Annotated in this window: 20 protein-coding genes; 4 read left to right on the top strand and 16 right to left on the bottom strand. The window is 61.1% G+C overall.

The features are described 5' to 3' along the window. Positions 1–56: 56 nt before the first annotated feature. Positions 57–611, bottom strand: coding sequence for a hypothetical protein (locus G5380_RS17990; protein WP_421352961.1), 555 nt, complete (start codon positions 609–611; stop codon positions 57–59). 245 nt (positions 612–856) lie between these two features. Here G5380_RS17990 and G5380_RS17985 point away from each other — a divergent pair, with 245 nt between their 5' ends. Then, positions 857–1,105, top strand: coding sequence for a TIGR02647 family protein (locus G5380_RS17985; RefSeq protein WP_005334209.1), 249 nt, complete (start codon positions 857–859; stop codon positions 1,103–1,105). Here G5380_RS17985 and G5380_RS17980 read toward each other — a convergent pair. The 11 genes from G5380_RS17980 to G5380_RS17930 all read right to left on the bottom strand — a co-directional run bounded on the left by G5380_RS17980 (position 1,092) and on the right by G5380_RS17930 (position 14,793). Beyond that, complete coding sequence (locus tag G5380_RS17980) at positions 1,092–1,397, bottom strand: hypothetical protein (RefSeq protein ID WP_421312006.1); 306 nt, start codon at positions 1,395–1,397, stop codon at positions 1,092–1,094. The two genes, G5380_RS17985 and G5380_RS17980, sit on opposite strands and share 14 nt — an antisense overlap. A 90-nt stretch (positions 1,398–1,487) precedes the next feature. Next, on the bottom strand, positions 1,488–1,697 hold the full coding sequence (locus tag G5380_RS17975; RefSeq protein ID WP_005302803.1) for a cold-shock protein: 210 nt from the start codon (positions 1,695–1,697) through the stop codon (positions 1,488–1,490). Positions 1,698–1,905: 208 nt separating this feature from the next. Then, positions 1,906–3,006, bottom strand: coding sequence for a dihydrolipoamide acetyltransferase family protein (locus tag G5380_RS17970; protein ID WP_421352960.1), 1,101 nt, complete (start codon positions 3,004–3,006; stop codon positions 1,906–1,908). Beyond that, positions 3,003–3,989: an alpha-ketoacid dehydrogenase subunit beta gene (locus G5380_RS17965; protein ID WP_021231077.1), complete on the bottom strand. Its 987-nt coding sequence runs from the start codon at positions 3,987–3,989 to the stop codon at positions 3,003–3,005. Before G5380_RS17965 ends, G5380_RS17970 begins: the two co-directional genes overlap by 4 nt. Further along, the gene (gene pdhA / locus G5380_RS17960; RefSeq protein WP_279485772.1) at positions 3,982–5,070 is read right to left on the bottom strand and encodes a pyruvate dehydrogenase (acetyl-transferring) E1 component subunit alpha; all 1,089 of its coding nucleotides are present in this window, start codon (positions 5,068–5,070) and stop codon (positions 3,982–3,984) included. Before pdhA ends, G5380_RS17965 begins: the two co-directional genes overlap by 8 nt. 268 nt (positions 5,071–5,338) lie before the next feature. Then, the gene (locus G5380_RS17955; protein WP_421352959.1) at positions 5,339–6,208 is read right to left on the bottom strand and encodes a hypothetical protein; all 870 of its coding nucleotides are present in this window, start codon (positions 6,206–6,208) and stop codon (positions 5,339–5,341) included. Next, positions 6,205–10,194, bottom strand: coding sequence for an amino acid adenylation domain-containing protein (locus G5380_RS17950; RefSeq protein ID WP_421352958.1), 3,990 nt, complete (start codon positions 10,192–10,194; stop codon positions 6,205–6,207). The genes G5380_RS17955 and G5380_RS17950 overlap by 4 nt, the downstream gene beginning before the upstream one ends. Before the next feature lie 126 nt (positions 10,195–10,320). Then, positions 10,321–11,082, bottom strand: coding sequence for a 2,3-dihydro-2,3-dihydroxybenzoate dehydrogenase (gene dhbA, locus G5380_RS17945; protein WP_421235716.1), 762 nt, complete (start codon positions 11,080–11,082; stop codon positions 10,321–10,323). Further along, positions 11,079–12,011, bottom strand: a complete 933-nt coding sequence (locus tag G5380_RS17940) for an isochorismatase family protein (protein ID WP_421352957.1) — start codon at positions 12,009–12,011, stop codon at positions 11,079–11,081. The genes dhbA and G5380_RS17940 overlap by 4 nt, the downstream gene beginning before the upstream one ends. Further along, positions 12,008–13,648 (bottom strand): (2,3-dihydroxybenzoyl)adenylate synthase, encoded by a 1,641-nt coding sequence (locus tag G5380_RS17935; protein ID WP_421352956.1) that lies wholly within the window; start codon positions 13,646–13,648, stop codon positions 12,008–12,010. Before G5380_RS17935 ends, G5380_RS17940 begins: the two co-directional genes overlap by 4 nt. After that, positions 13,645–14,793 (bottom strand): isochorismate synthase, encoded by a 1,149-nt coding sequence (locus G5380_RS17930; RefSeq protein WP_421352955.1) that lies wholly within the window; start codon positions 14,791–14,793, stop codon positions 13,645–13,647. The genes G5380_RS17935 and G5380_RS17930 overlap by 4 nt, the downstream gene beginning before the upstream one ends. A gap of 266 nt (positions 14,794–15,059) precedes the next feature. Here G5380_RS17930 and G5380_RS17925 point away from each other — a divergent pair, with 266 nt between their 5' ends. After that, complete coding sequence (locus G5380_RS17925) at positions 15,060–17,012, top strand: TonB-dependent receptor domain-containing protein (RefSeq protein WP_421352954.1); 1,953 nt, start codon at positions 15,060–15,062, stop codon at positions 17,010–17,012. Positions 17,013–17,130: 118 nt separating this feature from the next. Further along, positions 17,131–18,195, top strand: coding sequence for a 3-deoxy-7-phosphoheptulonate synthase (locus tag G5380_RS17920; RefSeq protein ID WP_421352953.1), 1,065 nt, complete (start codon positions 17,131–17,133; stop codon positions 18,193–18,195). A gap of 77 nt (positions 18,196–18,272) precedes the next feature. On the opposite strand, the gene G5380_RS17915 is transcribed toward G5380_RS17920, so the two are convergent. The 3 genes from G5380_RS17915 to G5380_RS17905 form a co-directional block, all read right to left on the bottom strand. Then, positions 18,273–19,271, bottom strand: a complete 999-nt coding sequence (locus G5380_RS17915; protein ID WP_040066127.1) for a LacI family DNA-binding transcriptional regulator — start codon at positions 19,269–19,271, stop codon at positions 18,273–18,275. Positions 19,272–19,448: 177 nt separating this feature from the next. Then, positions 19,449–21,350 (bottom strand): transglycosylase SLT domain-containing protein, encoded by a 1,902-nt coding sequence (locus tag G5380_RS17910; protein WP_040066126.1) that lies wholly within the window; start codon positions 21,348–21,350, stop codon positions 19,449–19,451. A 99-nt stretch (positions 21,351–21,449) separates the two neighbouring features. Beyond that, positions 21,450–23,954, bottom strand: coding sequence for a putative bifunctional diguanylate cyclase/phosphodiesterase (locus tag G5380_RS17905; protein ID WP_421352952.1), 2,505 nt, complete (start codon positions 23,952–23,954; stop codon positions 21,450–21,452). 368 nt (positions 23,955–24,322) lie between these two features. On the opposite strand from G5380_RS17905, the gene hpf reads away from it, so the two are divergent. Then, the gene (gene hpf / locus G5380_RS17900; protein ID WP_005334257.1) at positions 24,323–24,661 is read left to right on the top strand and encodes a ribosome hibernation-promoting factor, HPF/YfiA family; all 339 of its coding nucleotides are present in this window, start codon (positions 24,323–24,325) and stop codon (positions 24,659–24,661) included. Between the two features lie 111 nt (positions 24,662–24,772). On the opposite strand, the gene G5380_RS17895 is transcribed toward hpf, so the two are convergent. After that, positions 24,773–25,282 (bottom strand): VC2046/SO_2500 family protein, encoded by a 510-nt coding sequence (locus G5380_RS17895; RefSeq protein ID WP_421258549.1) that lies wholly within the window; start codon positions 25,280–25,282, stop codon positions 24,773–24,775. Positions 25,283–25,480: the final 198 nt, after the last annotated feature.

Genomic DNA, 25,480 nt, shown 5'->3' with positions numbered 1-25,480 from the left:
TCATAAGGATAGAGCAGGGCGGCGAATAAAACGTTTCACCCACCTTCCAGACCGGATTAAAAGGTCGGGGTGATCAGCTCTACATCAGGTTGCTCGCTCAACTTCTGTCGCAGCCAGTAGGCAGACTCTACTTCGACGAAACAGAGTTGATCCCGACCGTCAGCCGCACTTTTCATCAACTGCTCAAATCGCTGCTGTTGTTGTTGCTCCCAGAGAGCGGCAAGCTTTTCGCCATGGGCCTCATCCACCACTTCGCGACGAAGTTCGAACAAATTATCTGTGATCGGGCTGTTGATCTTGCCCGCGCTATGCCAGTACATCTGCAAGTTGTCCATCATCTCGGTGTCGTAGTTGGCCAGCGCATCCAGCTCCGCAGTCGCCCCTTCCTGACCAGATATAAAATCGCACCAACCGGCATCGAGATTTGCCAGCTCGCGGGCGCGAGCCCCTTTAGCATGTTTGCGAAGATGGGTAATGTCGCCCCCCTTGCGGGCAGGTAGCCACACCTCTCCCTCATGGCCCTCCAACAAGGAGGTCAGCAAGGAGACTGGGTAAACAGGGTAAGTGGCGGTGTGTGAATGCAGCAGGGATACCAGCGTGATCTTGACCATGAGCAATACCTTGGACTGGGCGAACAGCCGCCAATGGACCGTCCGATATAAAGAATTCCCCTATCCTACCACGTTTGGTCCGGCTCGGCCCTTGGCGAAGCTGTCAGCCAACCATCTGATTACGCCGAAAAAAACAGCATTTGAAACGCAGCATCCAGCCAAAGATCAATAATTTGAGCCAGCGCCCACTAAAGTGGATCCGGGGATGCTAGTTTGCATACATCTTTAGCGTAAGGAGTAAATCCATGATTGGGATCGACCAGGTTTCTAACGAATTCGTGAACGATTTGAAAATACTGGCATGCTTTGATCCGGCCAACATGAGCCTAGGGATTAAATTACGCAGCGATATGTCTGAAGAGTTGTGCCAGGCGGCAGCCCGTCTGCACCAACAGGGGCTCATCAGCGCAGAAGATGGCGGCTATCTCACCCCGTTTGGCATGACCATGGTTGAACACCTGCAACATCTGCTGGTTGCACTCAAACCGCTTTGACCGGCTGTGGTGCCCAGAGCGAAAAGTTGAGTAGCTCCCAGCGCTCCCCTTGGTGAAGATGACAGGCAAACAGCAAAGGACCTTCGGGTCCTTTTACTTTGCCATCCACCAGCCACTCCCCCTCCCTTTCAGGCACCAGTCGCGCATTCACCTCATCGGGTTGCTGTGCAGTGCCCATCCGGACCTGGACGAATTGCTGGCAGATCACCTGCGCTTCCATCGCGGATTGAACCGGTACCGGCGCATCGGACGTCAGAGTCAAGGTGGCAGCAAGCAGGAGCGATAACAGCATGATTCAGCACATGGGAGTCAGTAGCAGAAGCCAGATAAACAAAAAGCCGTGGCACCAGAGGTACCACGGCTTTCTTAAATTCTGTAAGAATTACAGAGCGGTTACGTTCTCAGCCTGCGGGCCTTTCTGACCTTGGGTCACAGAGAACTGTACGCGCTGACCTTCAGCCAGGGTACGGAAACCGTTACCTTGAATGGCGCTGAAGTGAACGAAAACGTCCGGGCCGTTTTCTTGCTGGATGAAGCCAAAACCTTTGGTTTCGTTGAAAAACTTAACGGTACCGGTGATCATGTTAGACATATCTTTTAAACCTGTATTCAAAATAATTACTTATGCTTTTCAGCGGGTAAAGCTCAAAAAACGGGATTAACTTATGAACAACAGGACAAGATGTGAAACATCGTATTCATTGACATAACTATCGCCCTTTCAAGCTGGTTTGGATTATACGTGGCTTTGTAGATTACGCAAACAAATTTGTGCCCTGCCAACGGCAGGGCACAAACCGTTATAAGGTGGCTGCTTCCAACGCTTCGACCAGCGCTCTGAGAAAACGAGCCGCCTCCCCGCCAGTACAGGCTCTGTGGTCAAATGTCATCGACAGCGGCAATGCCCTGACGGGACGCGCTTCACCATGGATGAACACCACTTTTTCGAACAGTTTGCCTGCCCCTATGATGGCCACCTGCGGCGGCGTGACGATGGGGCTGGCATAACGGCCTGCGATGGCGCCGAAGTTGGTGAGCGTAATGGTCGCCCCCTGCAACATCTCGCGCGGCACGGCGCGCGCCTTAACATCAGCGATCATCCGATCCAGCCCCTGCCGGATATCTGCCCCCTCCCGCTCGGCCACGTTCTCCATCACCGGCACATAGAGGCCATGCTTTGAATCCACCGCGATGGCCACATTGACCTCTTTGAACAGCCGCCGTGACAGGGTGTCGCCATCAAACCAGGCATTCATCGAGGGCTCGGCGCGGCACGCCACGCCAATGGCCTTGATAAGGCGCACCGTCACATCCTCATCAGGCCGCCAGTGACGCAAATCCACCTCATCGGTGATGCTGACCGGCACCACAGTCTGATGAGAGAGCTCCATCGCCTTGGCCATGGCACGCCGCGACCCTTTGAGGAATTCGTTGCCACTGCTCTGCTGTGACTCGAATGCCTGCTGCACATCCAGCTCGGTCACCATGCCGCCGCTGCCACTTCCCTTGATCCGGTCGATATCCAGACCCAGTTTTTGTGCCAGCAGGCGCACCACTGGCATGGCTTGTACCAGCGTGCCACCCGGGGCAATGGCCCCCACCACGAAGTGATCCTCGATATGTTGTTGATGGGCGCTCACCTTGCCCACCACGGTGCCATCATCTTCGCCCCCCTCGAACTCCACCAGCGGCGCACCGATATGGAGGATATCCCCCTCGGCGCCGCAGAGACGGGCGATCACCCCGGCCACCGGAGAGGGTACATCCACCAGCGCCTTGGCCGTTTCCACCGACAAGAGCACCTGATCGACCGCGACGGTATCACCGGCACTCACCTTCCATTCGACGATCTCGGCTTCGGCCAACCCTTCACCCAGATCCGGTAATTTGAAAAATTTCATAGCCACTGGTTCTCCATCAGCTGGTGAGCGGCATCGGCGATATCCTGCTCGGTGATGAGGTAATACGCTTCGTTGCGATAGTAGGGAACGGCGGCATCCACGCCGGTCAGCCGTTTGGGCGGCGCCTTGAGGCTGGGGAGTGCCTGCTCGGTCACCCGCGCCACAATTTCGGCCCCGACCCCGAAGCTGCCACACGCCTCGTGTACCACCAGCAACCGGCCGGTCTTGCGTACCGAGGTGAGGATGGTCTCCATATCCAGCGGCTTGATGGTGGCCAGATCCAGCACCTCACACTGGATATCCTGCTCGGCCAACAGGTTCGCCGCCCGCATCACCTCCTGAATGCAGGCTCCCCAGGCCACTACCGTGATATCCCGGCCCGGGCGCAGGGTAAAGCAGACATCCAGCGGCAGGCCGACACCGTCATCCACCACCTCGGATTTCATCGAGCGATAAATGCGGTCCGGTTCGAAAAACATCACGGGATCCGGATCGCGGATGGCCGATAGCAGCAGGCCATAAGCACGCCTCGGGCTGGAGGGGATCACCACCCGCAGCCCGGGAATATGGGCAAACAGCGCCTCGACACTCTCGCTGTGATGCTCCGGCGAATGGATGCCCGCGCCATACGGGGAGCGATAGACGAGGGGACAGGAGAGGCGGCCACGGGTGCGGTTTCGCATCCGCGCCGCCTGACAGATGATCTGCTCCATCCCGGGGAAGATGAAACCCTGAAACTGGAACTCAGCCACCGGCTTGAGCCCCTGAGTGGCCATGCCAACCGCCACCCCGGCGATCAATCCCTCGGCGAGCGGCGTGTCGATCACCCGCTTGAAACCGAACTTATCGCGCAGTCCCACTGTGGCGCGAAACACCCCGCCGTTGACTCCCACATCCTCGCCGAGTACCACCACATCAGGGTCGTGCTCCATCTCGTAGTGAAGGGCCATGTTGACCGCTTCCAGCAAACTGATCTCACTCATGGCCAACCTCCTGCTTCATCCCCTTGGCAATGACTCGCTCGCGCTGGGGCAAGAGTTCGGTGGGCAGGCTGGCGTAGTGATAATCGAGCATCGCCTCCGGCGGCTGGGGCGCCATCGCCTCATAGCGGGCGACCGCCTGCTCTACCTCCCGGGTGGCTTCCGCCAGCAGGCTCTGCTCCTGCTCTTCATCCCACCAGCCCTGGCTGTGCATAAACTGGCGCAGCCGCTTGACCGGCTCCTTGGCCCAGGCGGCCTCGACCTCGGCCCCATCGCGATAACGAGTGGCATCGTCGGCCGTGGTGTGATCGCCGAGGCGATAACTGACCGCTTCTATCAGGGTCGGCCCCTTGCCGCTGCGGGCCCGTTCGACGGCACTGCGCGCGGCATCGTAGACCGCGACCACATCGTTGCCATCCACCTGCAGACTGCGCACCCCGGCACCAATCCCTTTCTGGGCCAGCGTAGGAGCGCTCGATTGCAGCTTGCGCGGCACCGAGATAGCCCACTGGTTGTTGTTGACGATGATGACCATCGGCAGGTGCCAGACCCCGGCGCAGTTCAGCCCCTCCAGAAAATCCCCCTTGGAGGTGCCGCCGTCGCCGATAGTGACTACGGCAACCCGCGGTTGATTACGCAGTTTGAAAGCCGAGGCAATACCGCAGGCGTGGGTGATCTGGGTGGCGATGGGGACGCAGATGGGGAGATCTTCAGAGGGAGTCCCATCGGGTTTGAGAAAATAACTCCCCCGCTCGTCCCCCCCCCAATATTGCAGGTTTTTCTCCATCGGCACGCCCCGCACATAGAGGGTGGGCATGTCTCGATAGTAGGGAACGTAGACATCCTGCGGCTGCATGGCCAGACCAATGCCAATCCCCACGGCTTCTGCGCCGAGATGGGAGGGAAAAGTACCGAGTTTGCCGGTTCGTTGCAGCGCAATCGCTTTTTTGTCATAGCTGCGCACCATCACCATATTGCGGTAGAAGGTGTGCAGTATCGCCTTGTCCAGCCAGGTCGGTAAGGTGGCGACCGGGCACCCTTCCGCATCGAGGTAACGAAGGAAAGGGATGTCGACATGGGTCATAACTGGCTCCTTGCCGTTGTGAGCGTCACCGATGCTGGTGACACCTAGATGTAAATACCTTGTTAAATAAAAAGCAAAGGGATTTACTCAGGTAAGACCAGTAGAAACTTCTTTAAAGTAGCGAAGGAGATGAATTTTCGGCGATGAGTGGCAAGGTATACCGTAAATGGTGCAACTTTGCAGCACTGAACGCAGGATGCCAAATATGAAAAGGGGAGCCTTGCTCCCCCATTGAGTTACTTCAGTCAGCCGTTACTCCAACCAGCAGTTACGCCAGCCAGTGTTGCAGCTGGCGGGCCATGCCAACTGGCAGCAAGTGAACGCGACTCAGCAAGTGGCTACGCCAGGGCTCGGCCAGCAAGGTCGGGCAAATTCGCATCTCCCGTCCCCGGTCAGCCACGCGCACCAACCTGTCGATAAGAGTCTCCAGCGGCGGATGCGTCGGCCAGTGGGGATAGAGGTCGGCAGTCGCGATCCCGGCCAGCTCGCACACTCGCTCCTCTTTCTCATCTCCCTTTCCATCAGCCATTGGCCAAGGATGAAGCACCTGCAGCCAACTCGGCCGTGCGGCCTCCAGCAACTGGCCCAGCGTCGGTTGCGCAAAGTGGGGATCCCCTGCGACTTTGAGCATATGGCGCGCCCCTGCCAGCACCACCACGCCGCGGGCGGGAAGTGCAAGAAGATAGTCGGCCAGCGCCTGATCCCGCCCCCTGTTGTGTTGCTGCCACCGCTCCGGGCTCATCTCCTGCCACTCGAATAAGGGCTCGCAGAGATGCACCCGCAGCCGCACATGTTCGGGGCGCGCCAGATTGCTCTGGCGCAGGGCGGCAAAGAAGGCCGGAAACTCGGGGGCCATCCAGGCGGGAAAGGCACAGGAGTCGAGCCAGACCGGATAGAGCCGTGCCAGCGTCAGCGGCTCACCCTGCCAGCTCTTCTGCCCCGTCAGCCAGGCATCGAGCAAGCTCTGATGGCGGCGGTTGCCGCACTCCAGCACCAGATCGGTCATGACTCCCCAGAGCGCCGGATCACACAGCCAAGCGTGCTGGCGCCGGATAAAATCCGGGTGCCAGTGCGGCTCCCCCAGCCCTACCAGCTTGCCCGCCTGCAAGGCTTCCCGGATGGCGGCAACCGGGGTCATGCGTCCTCCTCCTGCCGGATGTGCGGTTGCTGCCCGACCCCATCGACCCGCTCACAAATAAGGGCGCCGATCTTCGCCAGCCAGTCGGGATGCACCATCTCCTGATGCAGACAGGGGAAGCGCTCATAGCGGATTTCCCCTTTTGTCAGCGGCTCCCAACCACGTCCATCCAGCCAGGGCTGGCGAGAGGCTGACGCCTCGATAAAGATCACCTCCCCGTGGTAGCAATAGTCGACCGGCTCACGGATCAGCCTGTTGTTGTGGCCCACCAGCTCAATCATGGCGCTCACCACCTGCTCGTCGAGCATGGCCAGCGCACTCCCCTCCGCCCCCAGTCGGGCCACCACCTCGTCTCGAGTGAGGGAGTCCAGCGCCTCGTCCGCAACCGCAATCCCCCCCATCCGCAGCAGCGCATCGAGCATCCGCTGCTCGTCAGGCAACGGCTGGGTCTGCCACTGCTGACAGGGGTAGGCATCGAGCAGCAGCACCATGGCCACCTCTTCTCCCTGCTCTTGCAACATGGCGGCCATCCGGTGCACCAGCATGCCCCCGAGTGACCAGCCGAGCAGCCAGTAGGGCCCCTCGCTCTGCTGACGGCGCAGCTCGGTCACATAATCGAGGGCCAACTCGTCGAAGCTGGCAGGCAGCGGCGCATCCGATTGGCAGAGCGCCCTTGCCTGCAAGGCATAGACCGCCATGTCGGCTGGCAGATGGGGCACCAGCGGCGCATAACACCAGCCGAGCCCCCCTGCGGGGTGGACGCAAAAGAGGGTGGGGCACGATGTGCCGGACTGCGTACCATGCGCCCGCAGGGGCAACAGCATGGGCATGGCCTCCCGCTCGCCGCCAAGACGACGCGCCAGCTGGGCTGGGCTCGGCGCTTCGAACAGACTGGCCAAAGTGAGCGCCTGTCCGGTCGACTCTTCAATGCGCACCACCAGCTGCGCCGCCAGCAGGGAGTGGCCACCGAGCGCAAAGAAGTTATCGTCGGCGCCGACCCGCGCCAGCCCCAGAACCTCGGCGAAGAGGCGACAGAGCCGCTCCTCCAGCAGGGTTTTCGGCAGCGACTGACCCACCGCCGACGCCATGTCGGGCAGCGGCAGCCCCTTGCGATCCAGCTTGCCATTGGGGGTGAGCGGCAGCTCAGCCAGGTTTACCAGGAGCCCCGGCACCATGTAATCGGGCAAGGCGGCGCCAAGGGTGGGGACCAGCTCGGCCAGCGTCAACTCGCTGCTATCTGTGGCCACCACATAGGCCACCAGACGGCGATCGCCGGGGGCAAATTCGGGGGCCAGCACCACCGCCTGCGCCACCCGGGGATGGCGCAGCAGCACCTGCTCGATCTCTTCCAGTTCGATGCGTTGACCACGGATCTTCACCTGAAAATCGAGGCGCCCCAGATACTCGATGGCGCCATCCTCGCGCCAGGCGGCCAGATCGCCGCTGCGATAGAGCCGTCTCGCTCCGAAGGGGTTGGCAATAAAGCGCTCGGCGGTGAGCCCGGGCTGACCAAAGTAGCCATCCGCCACCTGCACGCCGCCGATCCAGAGCTCCCCCGCCACACCGGGGGGCACCGGCTGCAACCAGGGGTCGAGAATGTGGATGCTGGTATTCCAGACCGGATAGCCGATGGGCACGCTGGTCACCGCCTCGTCTGCCCGGCAGGGGTACCAAGTGACATCCACCGCCGCCTCGGTCGGGCCATAGAGATTGTGCAGGGGGGCTGAAAATGTTCCATACCAGCGCTGCACCAGATCCGCGGGCAGCGCCTCGCCGGAGCAGAAGACCTGCCGCAGTGACCTGCAACATGCAAGCTCGGCTTGTGCGACGAAGATCTGCAGCATGGAGGGGACAAAGTGCAAGGTGGTGATCCCCGCCAGCTCAATCAGCTCGGCAAGGTAGGCGGGATCCTTGTGGCCGCCCGGTTTGGCGAGCACCAGCCGCGCACCGGTCATAAAGGGCCAGAAAAACTCCCAGATGGAGACATCGAAACCGGCCGGGGTCTTTTGCAGCACCCGATCCGCCGGGCCGATGGGATACATGTGCTGCATCCAGAGCAGCCGATTGACGATGGCGCCATGGCTCACCACCACCCCTTTGGGCCGACCGGTCGAGCCGGAGGTGTAGATGATGTAGGCCGCATCTTCCGGTTTGGGGGCTGGCAGATCACAAGGTGCTATCCCCGCTACTTCTATCGTCGCCAGCTGCTCAGCCACACCGGGGGCATCGAGGCAGACAAGTGGCGCGACCACATCGAGCGGCATCCGCAAGGTGCGACTGGTCAGCACTAGCGCAGGATCGCTGCTGGCGAGAATGTAGCCGATCCGCTCCGCCGGGTAGTCCGGGTCAACGGGTACATAGACGGCCCCCACCGCCATGATGGCCTGCTGGGCGAGAATAAGCTCGGAAGAGCGCGGGATCACCACCGCCACCCGGCAACCGGGGCCCACGCCCCTCCCCGCCAGATAGCTGGCCAGCTGGCGGGTACGCTGGCGCAGCTCGGCCACACTCCAGCGCTCGGCGCCACACTCCAGCGCGATGACGCTCTGATCTGCCGCCGCCAGCCCCTCGGCCAGTAGTGCGCTCAGGGTGGTGGTCGGCAACGGATGGTCGGTTTGGTTCCAGCGCGCCAGCTCAACCTGCTCACAGGGCAGCAGCAGCGGCAAGCGCACTGCCAGGGCCTCGTCACCCGCCTCACTCCAGGCCGCCAGATAGGCTACTAGCCGGGCCAGATGACGTTCGCTCTCCTGTTGGCTGAAGCGCCCCTGATGTGCTTCTAGGGTCAGGGTCATCGCGCCTGCCTCCTCGGCAAAATAGAAGGCGCACTCCTCCACCGGCCCCGCCGCCAGCACCTGCACCTCGCCACGTACCTGGTTGTGTCCTTCACCAAAGCTGAGGGTACGGGCAAAGGGCATCAGATTGACCTGAGGGCCAAACAGCGGCTGGCCCGGCTGACGCTGTTGCAACCACTCCTGACGGCAGCCCTGATGACGACGCAGGGCGGCAAATTGCCGCTCGACCTGTGCCTGCAACTCCCCTACCCGGCTGGTGCCGCTCAGCTCGATGCGCAGGGGCACCACATTGACCTTCATGCAAGGGGTATCGGCCGCCGCTGAGCCCAGCCGCCCCATCAGCGGAATACCCAGCACCACCTCGCCAGCGCCGCTCATTCGCTGCACATAGCTGGCCACTGCCGCCAGCAGCAAGCTGTAGGGGTGACAGGCCGAGCGACTCGCCCGCTCTACCAGTGCCTGCCACTGGCGGCCAGCCAGCCGCTGCTCAAGACGATATGTGGGGCCCGGCCCTTGCGCCGAGCGGCGGGAGAGCGACGCAGGATTCTCCACCCCAGCTAGCTGTTGGGTGAAGAAATCGCGATCCCGCGCGGCGCGCGGCGAATCCTGATAGGCCGCCTCTTCGGCCAGCAACTCCTGCTGAGTCGCATAACGGCAGGAGGCAGGCTGCTCGCCGGCACAAAGCGCCTCATACCAGCTCACCACCCGCTGGCAGAGCAGGCTCAGGCCAAAGCCGTCGATGGCAATATGGTGTACAGCGATAAACCAGGCCCACTGCTGCTCGTCAAGGCGATAAAGGATGGTGGCAAACAGCGGCCCCCCGGCCAGATTGAAGGGGACGGCCAGCTGTGCACGCATCTCGGCCTGCGCGGCTGCGAGCGGGTCGGCTTCGCTGCGCAGATCCCGCTCGGTCAGCTGCCAGCAGGCGGGGTTGGCCACCATCTGAGGGCCATCGGCAGTGGCCACAAAAGCGCAGTGCAGACCGGGGATCTCGTCGATGGTCTGACGCACAGCGCGGGTGAAGTGATGGGGAGCCAGCGCCCCCTCCAGCAGCCAGTACTCGCCGGTATTGCAGGCGGGGCTCTGCGGATATTTTTGCTGGGCAAACCAGATGCCCGCCTGAGCTGTGGTAAGCGACCAGCGCGGCTGCTCCCCACGCTGATGGGTGGCGCGCATCGCCATTGTCTGTTCCATGGGAATGTCCTTGCGCAAACATAGAGCGGGCAGCGGCTTGCCCCTGCCCGTATGGCTGAAAAGCGAGGAGGCCAGGCCTCCTCCATAAAGTAGAGTGTCACACCTGCCAGATCGGCTGCGCGCGGGCTAGACCCCCAGAGTGGCACCGCCATCGACCACCAGATCCTGCAGGGTGATATGGCTGGCGGCATTAGAGGCGAGAAACAGCACGCAGGCAGCCACCTCGTCGGGGGTCCCAAGTTTGCCAAGGGGGATCCCCAGCTTGAACTGCCCAGGCAGGCCCGCGATGGTGCGCAGCTCCCCTTCGCGCTGTTCCCCCTCCTGCCACATGCCGTACAGCATCGGGGTTCGGGTCGAGCCCGGCGACACCAGATTGCAGCGCACGCCGTAGGGGGCAAGCTCCAACCCAGCAGTTCGGGTCAGGCTGGTCAGCGCCGCCTTGGAGGCGCCATAGATGCCCATCCCCACTCGCGGCACCCGACCGGCATTGGAGGAGACATTGACGATGGCGCCCCTGCGCCGTCCCTGAAACCACGGGGTCAGGGCTCGCATCAGGTAGAAGGGGGCGAAGGTGTTGATGGCAAAGGTGCGCTGCAAGAGGGCGTCATCCACCTCATCGATCCTGCCGGTCGCCAGTACGCCCGCGACATTGACCAGCACATCGGGCCCCAGCCCCTCGTCGAGCAGCTGTTCGCAGCAGCGGGTCACAGCCTCGCTGTCGCTCACATCGATCACCACTCCCTTCACGTTGCCGGGCAGTGCCTCGGCCAGTTGCAGATCGAACGCCACCACGCTGGCCCCTGCCTCGGCAAAGGTGCCCGCCACCGCATGGCCAATTCCCTGCGCCGCGCCGGTCACCCAGACGGTTCTGCCTTGCCACTCGCTCATGGGGTGCACTCCGGTTCGCTGACGTGCTCTTCGTTGGCCTGATAAGCCGTGTCCTGACTGACATTCAGCTGACGGGAGAGGAGCGCCCACCAGTTGGCCAGGGTCGGCGTGCGAGCCAGCTCGGCCAGCTCCACCACCAGCCCCTGCTGATGCCACTCTTCCACCAGCCCCATCACCGCCAGCGAGTCGAGACCGTAGTCGAGCAGGTTGTCATCCTCGGTGGGCTGCTCATGCTGCATCTCGGCGGGCAGCCGCGCCAACACCTGAGCACGCAGCGACTCGCGAATCAGGGGGCGTTTGCTGGCCGCCATCACCTCGGCCACGGTAATCACCCGACCGGCATTGCGGCTGACGTAGGAGAGCGCCAGCAGATGATCTTCGCGGGAAAAGTCGGCGATGGCATCTGCCACCAGGAAGGGGCGGATATCCCGCATAAAGGCATCGACCGCCGTCTGCATCACCCCGATATGGCCGTAGATGCCGCAGATCACCAGCTGATCCCGCCCCCATCCGGCCATCAGCTCGGCCAGCGGTGAACGGCAAAAAGCGCTGTAGCGCCACTTGGTCAGCACCGTATCCTGCGGCTCGGGGGCCAGCGCCGAAACAATCGGCTGACGCTCCGGCGCTCGGGTCAATCCGGGCCCCCACATGTCGTTGAGCAGCGCCCGATCGGCCTGGCTCTGCTCGGCGGGCTGGGCGGTATAGACCACCGGCATGCCGAGAGCACGCGCCTGACGGATCAGGGTGGCGATATGGTCGATGACCTGATTGATCAGCGGATTGTCCGGCCCGTAGAAGTCGACGAAATAGTGCTGCATATCGTGGACCAGCAAGGCGGCGCGGCCCGGTTCGAAGGGCCAGTTCACCCGCCCGGTGGGCAGCTCCTCGGCGGTAGGCAGCGGATAGGCGGCGAGGGATTGAATGGTCATGCACACTCCTTGGCGAGCTGCTCGCGCAGCGTCTGTTTGTCTATCTTGCCGACCGGGGTGTGGGGCAGTTGCTCCACCAGCACCAGGCGATCGGGCAGTTTGTAATCGGCTACCCCCTGCTCGCGCAGGAAACGGCGCAAGCGGGGCAGATTGAGGGGCTCGCGGCACATCAGAAAGGCGCAGCTGCGCTCCCCGAGCATGGGATCAGGCATGGCGACCAGCGCCGCCTGCCGCACTTCCGGGTGGGTCAGCAACAGCTCTTCAATCTCGAGGGCGTCGATCTTCTCTCCGCCCCGGTTGATCTGATCCTTGTTGCGTCCCACCACCATCAGATGGCCGCCGGGCAAGCGGCAGACCAGATCGCCGGTGCAGTAGAAACCGTCCCGATCAAAAGCACGCTGATTGTGGGCATCAGCCTTGAAGTAGCCGCGAAAGGTGTAGGGGCCACGCGTCCAGAGCTCGCCGCACTCGCCATCGGGCAAGGGGCGCCCGTCGCTGCCTCGCACCTCCACCTCGTCACCCGGGCTCATTGGACGGCCCTGGGTATTGACGATGTGCCACTGGTCATCCTCGATGCGGGTGTAGTTGACCAGCCCCTCGGCCATGCCGAACACCTGCTGCAAGCGGCAACCAAGGCGGCTCGCCACCGCCTCGGCATGAGCCGGGCTGAGGCGCGCACCGCCCACCTGCACACACTCCAGAGAGGTCTGCGAATAGTGGCTGGCCGCCTCCAGCCAGAGCGCCAGAGCCGGTGGCACCAATGCCGCCCAGTTGACCTGATGGCGCTGCACCAGCGGCAGACAGGTTGCTGCGGAAGGATCCTTTGCCAGCACCACGCAGCCACCGGCATAAAACACCCCGAGTGCGCCGGGGGAGCTCAGGGGAAAATTGTGGGGCGCAGGCAGGGCACAGAGATAGATCACCCGCTCATCCCAGCCGCACACCGCTACGCTCTGGCACACGCTGTAGCCATAGTCATCGTGGGTACGGGGGATCAGTTTGGGGGTGCCGGTGCTGCCGCCGGAGAGCTGGAAAAAGGCGACCTGATCGGCAGGAGTTGGCGCGATGGCCGTCAGCGGCGAACCATCAGCACGGGCTATGGGGTCAGGCTGACACCATGCAAATCCTGACTGAAGATCGGAGCCTTCTGCCTGCTCGAACAGCAGTATCTGACAAGAAGGCGCCACCAGTTCGTCAAGGGCCACAAGGCTTCCCGTTTCACCGGCATAGCCGGGGTGAGAGGGGCTGAGTACCAGCAAGGCAGGCTCAATCTGGCGGGCAAAGGCTACCAGCTCGCGCCGCTGATGGCTGTAGAGGGCGTGCACAGCCACTACGCCGCAGCGGATCAGGGCAAACCAGCAGATATAGAACTCGGCGCAGTTGGGCAACTGCACCAGAGCGGTATCGCCATGGCCCAGCCCGCGCGCTGCCAGCCCCGCCGCCAGCGCATCGACCTCACGCTTTAACTGGCCATAACTGAGGGTGCGCTCGCCGCAGATCAGGGCCGTGCGCTCGGGATAACGTTCGGCGGAGTCATCGAGCAGGGCGGTGAGCGGTTGTCCGCGCCACCAACCTTGTGCCCGGTAGTGGGCAGCCAGCTCGGCGGGCCAGGGGGTAAAGGGTACCAGCGGCTTCATGCAGTTACCTCCGGCTCCCGGCTCTCGAGGCCAAACGCCCGCAGCATGGTGCCAAGCTTGGCGGCGGTCTCCTGCCACTCCGCTTCCGGCGAGGAGCCCACCACGACCCCGGCGCCAGCATAAAGCCGCAGTTGCCTGCCAGCCAGCACGCCACAGCGAATGGTGACTACCCACTCGCCATTACCATCGGCATCCATCCAGCCGACGGCGCCGCAGTAGAAGCGGCGATCGTACCCCTCGAGCCGGGCGATGGCCTGACGTGCTGCCGAGAGCGGCGTGCCGCATACCGCTGGCGTCGGGTGCAGCGCCAGCGCCAGAGCCAGCACGGGAGAGGGCTCATGGAGCCGTCCGGCGATGCGGGTCGAGAGGTGCCACATGGTAGGAGTGGCGATCACCTGCGGCTCCAGGGGGACGTCCAGCTCGCGGCAGAAGGGAGCGAGGGCCGCAGCGACTGCATCGGCCACCAGCGCATGTTCATAGCGATCCTTCTGGGCCCCCAGCAGTTCGGCACTTGCCACCTGTTGATCGGAAAACGCGTGGCGCGGACGGGAGCCCGCCAGCGGATTGCTCACCACTTCCATCTCACTGCGTGATACCAGCAGCTCGGGGCTCGCGCCAAGCAGGGTCTCCCCCTCCGGCAGCGGGATCTGGAACACATAGGCGCCCGGATTCTGGGCCAGCAGAGAGCCATAGGCGTGTGCGGGGGAGGTCTGCTCTGCGCTCTGCACATCAATGGCGCGCGACAACACCACTTTCTCGAGTTGCCCCTCGCTGAACTGCTGCAACGCTGCCCGTACCGCCCCCTGATAGTGGGCAGAGCCGGTCACTTCGCTCACCTCGCCATGGAGCTGGCAACAGCGGGCGGGTAACAACGCATCCCGTTTGACCCACTGCGATTGCGCCGGGATCACCAGATGCCAGGGGGATTGGGTATCAAACGGAATGGCGCCGATGGCGATGGGATTGACCATCCCCTGCTGGCGCAACTGACGCAGATGGGCGAGCAGCTTCTCCGGCGGGATGCCGGTAAAACTGTCGTGGATACCGGAGGCGACCAGTACCCTGTCACCGCTGGCAAAACAGCACACTTTATCCAGCCCGGCAGTTGCGGCGGGCCACTCTCCTTCCAGTGCATGGTCACACATGACGGTGCTACTCCTTGGAATGAATCACTGCCTGAAACGACAAAAAGTGAGTCATTTGACCCACCCTGTCGCAGGGTGAGCGGCATCCTAACAAGGAGTGAAAAAACGATCAACACAAATGAGAATCAATTTCATCAACTTCTTTTTAGTCAAAAAAGAGGGGCGAACGAAACCGAACATCATTGATAAAAAAGAGTTGCGATCGGAGCAAATTCAACTTGATAATGATAACGCTTATCATTTGAATGTTATGGAAGATGTAAATAATGAAATCCTCAACCTCCCGTTTTATTGCCCCCAGCCTGCTGGCCACCACCATAGTCACCCTGCTGACCCAGCAAGCAATCGCCGCCAGCAACGCCCCTCAAGCTGATGAGGTGATCACTGTCACCACCACGGCGCACAATACCCGCTCGGCCCCCGCATCCATCTCGGTTATCAGTGCCGAACAGATCAAGGCCGCACCGGTCAATGACCTTGCCGACCTGCTGCGCCACGAGGTGGGCATCCAGGCCGAGACCGATACCAATGGCCGCAGCGATATCGGTATTCGTGGCATGTCCGGCAAGTACACCCTGGTGCTGGTGGATGGCAAACGCCTCTCCTCCTCCAATGCCCTGTGGCGCGGTGGCAACTTCGACAACACCCCGGTCCCCCTTGGCATGATCCAGCGGGTCGAGGTGATCCGCGGCCCCATGTCGGCACTTTACGGCTCCGATGCCATCGGCGGTGTCATTAACATCATCACCAAGCAGCCGGGCAAAACCTGGCAAGGGGCAGCCGATGCCGACTTCAAAGCCATCGAGGGCAAGGATGGCGGCGATCAGCACAGAACCAACCTGGGCTTTACCGGCCCGCTGACCGACAACCTGCTGATCCGGATGAACGGCGAGGTGTATGACCGTCAAGCCTGGACCCCCACCGAAGCGGCCGATGGCATTCCGCTCATCGAAGCCAAGCAGACCCGCAACTTTGCCTCCACCCTGAGCTGGCTGGTGGATGAGCAGCAGCGCTTCGAGTTTGACTATCTCTACAACCAGGATGAGCGCCCCCTCGATATCTTCCGCAAGACCGGCAACAAGGTGCACAGCCGCCAGCAGCAGAACGATCGCAACCTGTTTGGCCTGACTCACAAGGGGAACTGGAGCTGGGGTGACACCACCGTCATGGCCAACTATGAAAGCTCCCAGATCGATGATTTCAATACCAGCTACTCGGCCCCGCAGCATCGCGAACTGGAGGAGAACACCTTCACCCTCAAGGGCTACACCAACCTGGCGCTGGCCAACCACTACCTGACCCTGGGTGGTGAATATCTGGATCGGGAGCTGGTGGATGCGGTGAGCTACAAGGATATCGGCGGTAAAGAGAGTCACTCCCAAGAGGCACTGTTTGCTCAGGACGAGATCGGCCTGACCGACAGCCTGACCCTGACTCTGGGCGGCCGTTACGATCACCACGAGATCTACGGCAGTCACTTCACCCCGCGCGGCTATCTGGTGTACGAGCTGAACGATGTGGTGACCGTCAAAGGCGGTGTCAGCCAGGCCTTCAAGGCGCCGGCACCGCACCAGTACTCCAATGGCTACAGCATCGAGAGCTGCGGCGGCAGTTGCCGCATCTATGGCAGCGACAAGGTCAAGCCGGAAACCAGCACCAACTACGAGCTGGGCGTCATCGCAGGGCAAGGGATCTGGGAGACCAGCGCCACCCTTTTCTACTCCGATATCGACGACATGCTCACCTTCAAACAGCTGCCGAACTCCACTGACCGCACCTGGTACAACCTGGAGAAAGCCACCACCAAGGGGCTGGAACTGACCGGCAAGCTCAATCTGACCGACGATATCAACCTCGGCGCCAACTACACCTACCTCAAGGCTGAAGGCGATCAGGGCCAGGCTCTGCCCGAGCGGCCTGAGCACAAGGCCAATGCCAAGATCACCTGGCAGGCCACCGAGCGGGTCAATGCCTTTGTCGGCACCACCTACACCGGCACCCAGTTTGCCGAGCAGACCGTCAACAAGGTTGTCGTACTGCACAAGCTGCCCAGCTATCAGACCTTCGATCTCGGCACCGGCTTCAAGGTCACCGAGAACTTTGACCTGCGACTGGGGATCAACAACCTGACCGACGTGCGCCTGCAAGAGAAAGACACCGTCTTCCAGAACGTCGAACCGGGTCGCAGTTACTACGTCAGCGGCTCAGCCCGCTTCTAAAGCTCATAAAGCCAACAGCGCGGGCCCATGCCCGCGCTCTGTTAACCAAGAGAATAAGGGGAAGATCCCCACTGGACAGCAAAGAGCATGCAGATTTCCATTTTCATCAGGATCGCTCATGTTCACCTCACTTCTGAATGCTTCACCCCTTGCCACCCTGCCCACCCCTGACGAGATGTTAAAGGCCAGACCCTGTCCGGCACGGCTCGCTCGCCAAATCGCACACAGCCGCCAGCAAGCCCGCCATATTCTGCAGGGAGAGGACGACCGCCTGCTGCTGGTGATCGGCCCCTGCTCCATTCACGATCCGGCCGCCGCCCGCGACTATGGTGGCCAGCTCGCTGAACTGCAGGGCCAATACGGGGAGCAGCTGCAACTGGTGATGCGCACCTATTTCGAAAAGCCGCGCACGACGCTCGGCTGGAAAGGATTTATCTTCGATCCCGACCTCGATGGCAGCGATCAACTTGAAAAGGGACTATCCCAGGCCCGGGAGTTACTGCTTGCACTTGGACAGGAAGGGCTCGCCTGTGCCACCGAATTTCTCGATCTCACCAGCATGCTCTATCTGGGGGATCTCATCAGCTGGGGTGCCATTGGCGCTCGCACCACCGAATCCCAGCTCCACCGCCAGCTGGCCTCGGCCCTTCCCTGCCCCATCGGCTTTAAAAACGGCACCGATGGCAATATCCGGATCGCAGTCGAGGCGATCCTCGCCAGCCGGGCGGCCCACCTCTATACCCAGCCTTCCGGTGATGGCCAGCTGGCACTGGTGCGCAGCCATGGCAACCCCGACTGCCACCTGATCCTGCGCGGTGGCCGCCAGCCAAACTATCAGAGCAGTCATGTGGCAGAGGCTGGCGAGCTGCTGCGCCAGCATCATCTCTCCCCTCGCCTGATGATCGATTGCAGCCACGGCAACAGCCAGAAACAACATGCCCGCCAGCTGCTGGTTGCCCGTGACATTGCCGACCAGCTGGGTGCTGGTAGCCATGCCATCGCCGCCATCATGGTGGAAAGTTCTATCTGTGAAGGGCGTCAGGATATCGGCAGCAAACCGCTGCGCTACGGCCTGTCGATCACCGATAGCTGCATCGGCTGGGAACAGACAAGGCAGCTGCTCGATATGGTGGCAGAAGGGGTTGAGGCGCGCCGCCAGCAGCGGATCGCCCTGGCAGGATAAATGGCGGATTATTCAGATAACTCAGAAAACAGTGTGGCCCCGATGGGGCCACACTGTTGTTCACTGTTTGACGCACGTCAGGCGACTGACTCACGCTCCACCAGCTGGGCTTCAAACTTGAGCGCCAGGCCGTCTACCGGCTTGTGATCGAGCAGGCGCAGCGCCAGTTCAGCAGCGCGGCTGCCCATCTCCTCGATGGGGTAGCGCACTGTGGTGAGCTTGGGATAGATGTAGCGGGCGTAGGGGATATCGTCGAACCCCACCACCGACACCTGCTGCGGGATCTTGTAACCCCGCTCCAGCAGGCAAGAGATCGCCCCCGCCACCATGCCGTCGTTGAAACCGAGCACGGCCGTGAACTCGACACCACGGGCCAGCAGTTCACTCATCGCCACATAGCCGCCATTTTCGTCGGCAAAGGCGCGGCTGACGAGTGCAGGATCAAAGGCGATCCCGGCTCTGGCCAGGGTCTGGGTGTAACCGGCCATCCGCTGCTGACCATCTACAAACTCTTCATCATCGGAGGTGATAAAGGCGATGTTGCGATGACCGGCATCCAACAAGTGCTGGCACGCGGTGGTGATCCCCGCCTGGTTATCGAGCCAGACGCAGCGATCCTCAAAGCCCGGCACCTGACGGTTGATAAACACGATGGGGGTAGAGCCTGCCGCCAGCTCGCTCAGCTCCTCGTCCGGAAGCGCCTTGCTGTGGAGGATCAGCGCATCGCACTGGCGCTGCAGCAGCGCCTGAATGGCGTGACGCTCGCGCGCGATATCGTGGTTGCCAGACATGACGATGGTGAACTTGTTGGCCTGATCGACCATGGTTTCGATGCCACGCATCATCTGGGCAAAGAAGGGGCCGCCGCAGAGGTCGCCAACCAGCACGCCAATGCAGTTGGAACGCTTGCTGACCAGTGCCTGGGCAAAACTGTTGGGTCGAAAATTCAGTTCCTTCATGGCCGCCAGTACGGCCTCACGCTTTTCCGGTGCTACCTGTGCCGTGTTGTTGATAACCCGCGACACGGTGGAGATAGACACATTTGCCAGCTGAGAAACGTCTTTAATCGTTGCCACTATCCATTCCTTTATTGTGGGGGAACCTGTCGGTGCCGACGCCCGAGTATACCCTGCGGCCTGATGCAATTCCCGGAGCCAGGTCACCAGGCATGTTTCCTTTGGTAACAAAACCTTACCCGATGATACCCGGCAGCAGGGAAATTTGAAAACAGGGGCCGGCTGGCGGCCCCCGACTCAATAGGCGTGATTGAGCTCCCGCTCTGACATGAAGCGCAGCGGCTGCTGCAGCTTGTGCTGATAAATGAGATCGAACGACAACACGTTTTGCACGTAGTTGCGGGTCTCCTTGTAGGGGATGCTCTCGACCCACACGTCCATCGGCTTGTTGTCACTCTGCTCTCGCCAGCGTTTTACCCGTCCCGGCCCGGCGTTGTAGGCGGCAGCCGCCAAGATCCGGTTGCCGTCATAGACATCCAGCAAGCGCTTGAGATAGGCGCTCCCCAGACGAATATTCATCGTCGGATCAAACAGTTGCTGCTCGTTGCGATAGGGCACCCCCAGCTTGCCGGCAGTCTCTTTGGCAGTAGCAGGCATCAGCTGCATCAGACCGCGCGCCCCCACCGGCGACTGGGCCAGCGGATAGAGGGCGCTCTCCTGACGGGAAATGGCATAGAGCAAACTGGTGTTCATGGTGCGCTCTTGCGCCATCTGGGAGAAGGTGCGCTTGAGCGGCAGCGGGAAGCGCAGGTCGAGGGCATCCCACGCTTCGGCGCGAATGCTGGCGAGAATGGCCAGCTCGTGCCACCCCTGATTGAGGGCGATATGACCAAACTCGATGCGCTGGGCCACCGGATTGCGATCCATGTTGTGGATCCACTCCGAGCGGGCCGCCGCAATCTCGTTCATCGAGAGCAATTCGCGCACCCGCAACAGGAAGGGCCAGCGCTGGCTGGCCGTGCGCCAGTCCGGTACATGCTTGACGCTCTGGTTCTTGATGCGATAGGGCACGCCGGTGCGCTGGGCGGCCATAAAGCCGTAGAAACCGCGCAGGTTGGCGGTCTCCAGATAGAGATCCCGCGCCGGTTTTTGCTGCCCCTGCACCTCAAGGGAGCGCGCCATCCAGTAGCGCCAGCGATCCTCTTTCTGACGGGCCATCGGCATCATCTTCACCCAGCCGGAGAGGCCACGCCAATCCTGCTCCCAGATGGCCAGTCGCGCCCGCAGCTCGGTAATGTCGGGATCCGCCAGCTTTTTCACCGTGCTGTCGACCCAGCTACGCTGGGCAATGGAGCGATCCAGCAGCAGGCGGCGGGCAATGGCACGTTCTACCGGTTTCACCTCGGCCTGGGTCAGGCCGAAACGGCTGCGAAACAGCGCAAGCTGGCGCAGCACCGACTCCGGCTCCTGATTGGCATAGCGGGTCAAACCGAGGGAGAGCAGCTTGCGAGAATAAGGATTGCTGCTGAAATAGGCCGGGTTCATCGCCTTGGCAGGCTGCTCGAACAGGGTCACCATCTGATCGCCATAGCTTTGCAAGCCGCTACCCAGGGTTGCGCCAAGGTGGCGGATCAGGTTGGGGTTTTCCGCCTCGAACGCCAGCGTCATCCGCTGCCAGATCTTCTCCTGGGTTCGCTGACCGGATGCCTGCCACAGCTGGAACAGCGGGGAGCAGGCATCGGGACGGGATTGACCGCTCATCCAGATCTTGCCCGCCCCCTGCAACGCCTCTTTCGGCTTGCCGGTGTAATAGAGCGCCTGATAGTGCATGCAGAGCAGATCGGTGGAGCTCGGCTTGGCCGGATAGAAGCGCAGGAACTGCGACCACTGCTGGCTCTGGGCCAGATAGGTCAGATAGCTGCGCTCCAGCCGGTTGGACTGGGGGGTATCTCCATGCTGGCGGATAAAGCGGGTCACATCGTTGTAATCCGCCGCCCCCGGACGAAAGGCGAGCTGATAGTAATCGAGGTAAGGGAGCAGGGGGTAATGGGTCAACCGGGCACGAATTTGCTGGAAACGGGCCTGATCATTGGCCCGTACGGCGTCATACGCCTGACGGTAGAGCGTCTGGTCGGCAGTCTGCGCCATCAGGGTCGGCACGAACAGCGCCGACAAAACAATTCCCCATACAGCTTTCACTGAGCATCTCCATTGAGGGCAATACACCGCCCGCTGGCGGTGGGTCTACTGCCTCTCATTCTACCCGTTGCCGGGCAGCGCTACAGCGGGGAGCAAGGACTATTTTTCTGCCTCGCTCAGCTGCATTTCACGCAGTTGCTCCGGTCTGGTCAGCCGCTGTACATATTTCTCCAGATAGGGCACCGGCAGCGGCTTGGAGGCGAGATAGCCCTGATAGAAACTGCACCCCTGCGCCTTGAGAAACTCCAGTTGCTGGCGGGATTCCACCCCTTCCGCCGTGACGTTGAACCCCATATGTCGAGCCATGGCGATCACCGCCTCGACGATGGCCATGTTGTCGCCATCTTTCGGGATGTCCTGAATGAAGGAGCGGTCGATCTTGAGCTCATCGGCAGGCAGCCGCTTGAGGTAGCTCAGGGAGGAGTAACCGGCGCCAAAATCGTCGATGGCAAAGCTGATGCCGAGCTCCTTGAGCTCGGTCATCTTGCTGATGGTGTCCTCGGCATGACCCAGCACCACGGACTCGGTGATCTCCAGATTGAGGCAGGCCGGATCCATGCCGGTTTGCGCCAACACATCGTGGATCCGCTCGACAAAATCGGTGGCATGGAACTGCTTGGCACTGACGTTGACCGAGATCTGCGGAATGTGGATGCCGTTTTCCTCCCACAGCACATACTGGGCGCACGCCTCGTGCAGCACCCAGTTGCCGATATCGACAATCAGGTCCGTCTCCTCGGCGATGGGGATAAATTCGGCCGGCGAGACCAGCGAGCGACCGGCTGGCTGCCAGCGGATCAGCGCCTCGACACCAATGATATCGCCGCCATCGACCATATGCTGGGGCTGATAGTAGAGGGTCAGCTCTTGCTGGCTGAGGGCGTTGCGCAATTCGTTGTGAATGAGCAAACGGCGATCCGCCTGCTGCTGCATCGAGGCATCGAAGAAGCGACGGGTCTTGCGGCCAGCGGACTTGGCCTGATACATGGCGGTATCCGCCTGCTTGAGCAGATCATCGACCCCCTGCTCCCGATCCGGAAACAGGGTAATGCCAACGCTGGCGCCGATGTGCAGCACCTGCCCCACATAGGTATAAGGAGCGGCAATCTCGGTGATGAGCCGCTCGGCAATGATATCGGCCTGCATCTCCGCCTGGGGCGGGCTGGCCGAGAGCGATGGCAGCAGCAGCACAAACTCGTCACCACCGAGGCGGGCCAGACAATCCCCCTGTCGCACCAACCGTTTGAGACGGGCGGCGACCTCCTTGAGCAGCCAGTCACCGGTAGCGTGGCCGAGGGAGTCGTTGATGGTCTTGAAGTGATCGAGATCGATAAAGAGCAGGGCGCCAATCAAGCCATCGCGGGTCGCCTCGTTGAAGGTCTGCACCAGAGTCTCGTGGAGCTGACGGCGATTGGGCAATCCGGTCAGCTCGTCGTAATAGGCGAGATCCTGAATGCGTCGCTCGGCCGCCTTGCGCTCGGAGATATCCTCGAAGCAGATGACAAAGTGGCTGATCACCCCCTTCTCGTCCTGCACCGGCGTCACTATCTCCCACTGGGGATAGGAGTGACCATCGACATGGCGACGCTGGGTCTCCCCCTGCCAGCGGCTGAGGGTATTGAGCTCGTAACCGAGCCCACCCAGATTTGGCCAGAGATCCTCTTCCAGATGCAGGCCCAGCACCGACTGGCTGTCAAAGCCGGTGATCTGGCTGAAGGCGTTGTTGACCCGCAGGATCTTGAACCCCGGATCCGTGATGATGATCCCTTCGTGGGTCTCGAATGCAACGGCAGAGAGGCGCATCTGGGCATCTGATTGCAGGCGCTCCAGCTCGGCCACCATCCGTACCGAAAAGGTATTGAGTACCGAGGTGAGGTTGCTGGTATCTGCCGGAGCCGAATAGAGCAGCGCCAGATGGCCCAGAAGTTGGCCTCTGGCATCAAACAGCGGCTGACCGTAGTAAGTCTGCCCGGCCGCCAGCCAGGGTTGATACTCCTGCGACTGGTCGATCACCTCGAAACAGATGGCCCCTTGCTTGTAGAGCTCCTGACAGGGGGATCCCGCCAGCGGATAATCCTTCTGCGCCAGCCCGTCGGCGGCCAGCACTTTGACCCGGTCGGCACCGCACAACTCACCCACCCAGACCGCATCCACCTTGAGGATATGGGCCAACTGGCTGACCAGGGTATTGAAGAAATCGAGCCCGGTGCGGGCAGAGAGCGCCTGCGCCAACTGGGTGAGCAGGGTGGTTTGCAGCAACGGCAAAGAGAGATTGAGGGAGGAGACCGCACTGTTGGCGGTATCAAGAGGGGCCAGCCAGCCACAGCAGATCTGCTGGGTGGGCACAAACTGGCCGCTCCAGAGCACATGGTTGAGCTGCCCCTGATCATCTTTCAGATGACCGATGAACTGCTCAGGCAGATGTGATTCATGAAGCCGGACAAGAAAGTCGGCAAAGCCTGCCTCATCTTCCGGTAACAGGCGAGCGGCCCAGGGATGATTGCCCTCCCCTTGCCACTGCTGGTAGGCCTCCTGATCAGAGAGACTCCACTGATCATGTTGCCGATCGAAAAACCACATGACTTGCGTGGCCTGCTGCTTCATTTACCACTCCAACACAACAACCAACCACGTTTGATGTCCAATCAGGCATAGCAACGCCCCCTGCATCCGCTCATGAGATCAGAGGTTGCGAGGGAAGAGTACAAACATGCGATATCAAGCAGTGGAAACCGGACATGAGGTCGACACGAAGTGCTGCCAAGAAGGGACAGAAACGATCCTATTCCCGTCATACTGCCTGCCAGTTTCATGGAGCTCAAGCTGTTTTTGGCACGAAACCGGAAAAGATCACAATTTATAAGTTGCTGAATAGCCAAGGGAATTTTATGTGACATGGATCACGTTTCAATCTTTACCAATGAGTAATCTGAAGGTGAAGACACAAGCAAGACGACCCGAAGGGGGCCAATATGAAAATCGAAATTACCAGCAAAATCATCGACATCACCCCGGCTATCCGCGAGCGCATCGAATCCCGTTTTGAAAAGCTCGAACGTCTTCAGGTGCCTCTCATCACACCCCATGTGATTGTTTCCAAAGAGCGTCTGATGTTCACTGTCGAAGCCAGTGCTGGCATCCCCAACGGCAAACTGTTTGCCCAGGCAGAGCATGAGGATCTCTACGCCGCCATCAACGAACTGGGGCAAAAACTGGAGCGCCAACTCAACCGTCACACCGAAAAGCCGATTGCCCGTCGTGCCAATGCCGCGCTCAAAGAGCAGCCGCAACCGGATGAAGCTGACGCTTGATAGCATGCCGCAAGGCTAAAAATTCCAAAGAGCATAAAGGCGGGGTTACCCGCCTTTTTGTTGCCTGTGATTTTCCGACAAGCATCGCGTTACACCAGTGAACAGGCGCCATCAACTGAGCCAGTGCAACCGGGTATCCACCCCCTCTTGCAAACGATCGAGGATCGGCAGCAATACCAGCGGATCCTCCTGCCTCGGCACATCGGCCAGCTTTCCTTGCAACCGCTCCCGCGCCAGCGGTGACAGGTTGTCGTAGACAGCCTCATCCAGCAAGGATTGCTTGACCGCCAGCGGCGGCGTTTGCAGCGCCAGCCAGAGCCGCACATCCACCATGCTTCCCCCCTTTTGCAACCGCTCATTGATGGCACTGCAGTCACTCCCAGCCCCTTCAGCCACCAGCACCTCTGCCGGTCTCAGGTCAAAGTGCATACGCCAGTCACGGCTCTGGGAAGTGGCCGCCGGTTTGGCATCAAACCAGGGCTGCTCCTCCACCGCGTCGGTCAGCAGGGCCAGATGCAACCGGAAATCCGCCCGATCGCCATGTTGCAGGTCACGGTTGAGGCGCTGCCCCAACTGGCCCTCATCGACGAGCAGGTGATTACGGATTGAACTGGGCAGCATGAGATAACTCTCGAAAATGGCGATTTCACTGGTTATCGGCCACAAATCCAATTCTTTTAATGGAAAAATCCTGCTTGGGGGTTCACAAAACCGGAAGATCTGTTAGTATGCGCCTCGCACTTGTGGAGGGGTTCCCGAGCGGCCAAAGGGATCAGACTGTAAATCTGACGGCTCTGCCTTCGAAGGTTCGAATCCTTC

The organism is Aeromonas sp. 604443, from assembly GCF_049170315.1.
In the GTDB taxonomy this organism is placed as follows: Bacteria; Pseudomonadota; Gammaproteobacteria; order Enterobacterales; family Aeromonadaceae; genus Aeromonas; species Aeromonas veronii_A.
The sequence above is the reverse complement of the archived record's forward strand: the minus strand, read 5'-3'. Positions and strand labels throughout refer to the sequence as shown.

Excerpts from the sequence above, each read along its gene's own strand:
- G5380_RS17985 (WP_005334209.1), top strand. The coding sequence starts at position 857 with ATGATTGGGATCGACCAGGTTTCTAACGAATTCGTGAACGATTTGAAA.
- G5380_RS17950 (WP_421352958.1), bottom strand. The coding sequence starts at position 10,194 with ATGGAACAGACAATGGCGATGCGCGCCACCCATCAGCGTGGGGAGCAG.
- G5380_RS17930 (WP_421352955.1), bottom strand. The coding sequence starts at position 14,793 with ATGTGTGACCATGCACTGGAAGGAGAGTGGCCCGCCGCAACTGCCGGG.
- pdhA (WP_279485772.1), bottom strand. The coding sequence starts at position 5,070 with ATGACCCATGTCGACATCCCTTTCCTTCGTTACCTCGATGCGGAAGGG.
- dhbA (WP_421235716.1), bottom strand. The coding sequence starts at position 11,082 with ATGAGCGAGTGGCAAGGCAGAACCGTCTGGGTGACCGGCGCGGCGCAG.
- G5380_RS17940 (WP_421352957.1), bottom strand. The coding sequence starts at position 12,011 with ATGACCATTCAATCCCTCGCCGCCTATCCGCTGCCTACCGCCGAGGAG.
- G5380_RS17970 (WP_421352960.1), bottom strand. The coding sequence starts at position 3,006 with ATGAAATTTTTCAAATTACCGGATCTGGGTGAAGGGTTGGCCGAAGCC.
- hpf (WP_005334257.1), top strand. The coding sequence starts at position 24,323 with ATGAAAATCGAAATTACCAGCAAAATCATCGACATCACCCCGGCTATC.
- G5380_RS17975 (WP_005302803.1), bottom strand. The coding sequence starts at position 1,697 with ATGTCTAACATGATCACCGGTACCGTTAAGTTTTTCAACGAAACCAAA.
- G5380_RS17905 (WP_421352952.1), bottom strand. The coding sequence starts at position 23,954 with ATGAAGCAGCAGGCCACGCAAGTCATGTGGTTTTTCGATCGGCAACAT.
- G5380_RS17955 (WP_421352959.1), bottom strand. The coding sequence starts at position 6,208 with ATGACCCCGGTTGCCGCCATCCGGGAAGCCTTGCAGGCGGGCAAGCTG.
- G5380_RS17920 (WP_421352953.1), top strand. The coding sequence starts at position 17,131 with ATGTTCACCTCACTTCTGAATGCTTCACCCCTTGCCACCCTGCCCACC.
- G5380_RS17895 (WP_421258549.1), bottom strand. The coding sequence starts at position 25,282 with ATGCTGCCCAGTTCAATCCGTAATCACCTGCTCGTCGATGAGGGCCAG.
- G5380_RS17980 (WP_421312006.1), bottom strand. The coding sequence starts at position 1,397 with ATGCTGTTATCGCTCCTGCTTGCTGCCACCTTGACTCTGACGTCCGAT.
- G5380_RS17925 (WP_421352954.1), top strand. The coding sequence starts at position 15,060 with ATGAAATCCTCAACCTCCCGTTTTATTGCCCCCAGCCTGCTGGCCACC.
- G5380_RS17965 (WP_021231077.1), bottom strand. The coding sequence starts at position 3,989 with ATGAGTGAGATCAGTTTGCTGGAAGCGGTCAACATGGCCCTTCACTAC.
- G5380_RS17990 (WP_421352961.1), bottom strand. The coding sequence starts at position 611 with ATGGTCAAGATCACGCTGGTATCCCTGCTGCATTCACACACCGCCACT.
- G5380_RS17935 (WP_421352956.1), bottom strand. The coding sequence starts at position 13,648 with ATGAAGCCGCTGGTACCCTTTACCCCCTGGCCCGCCGAGCTGGCTGCC.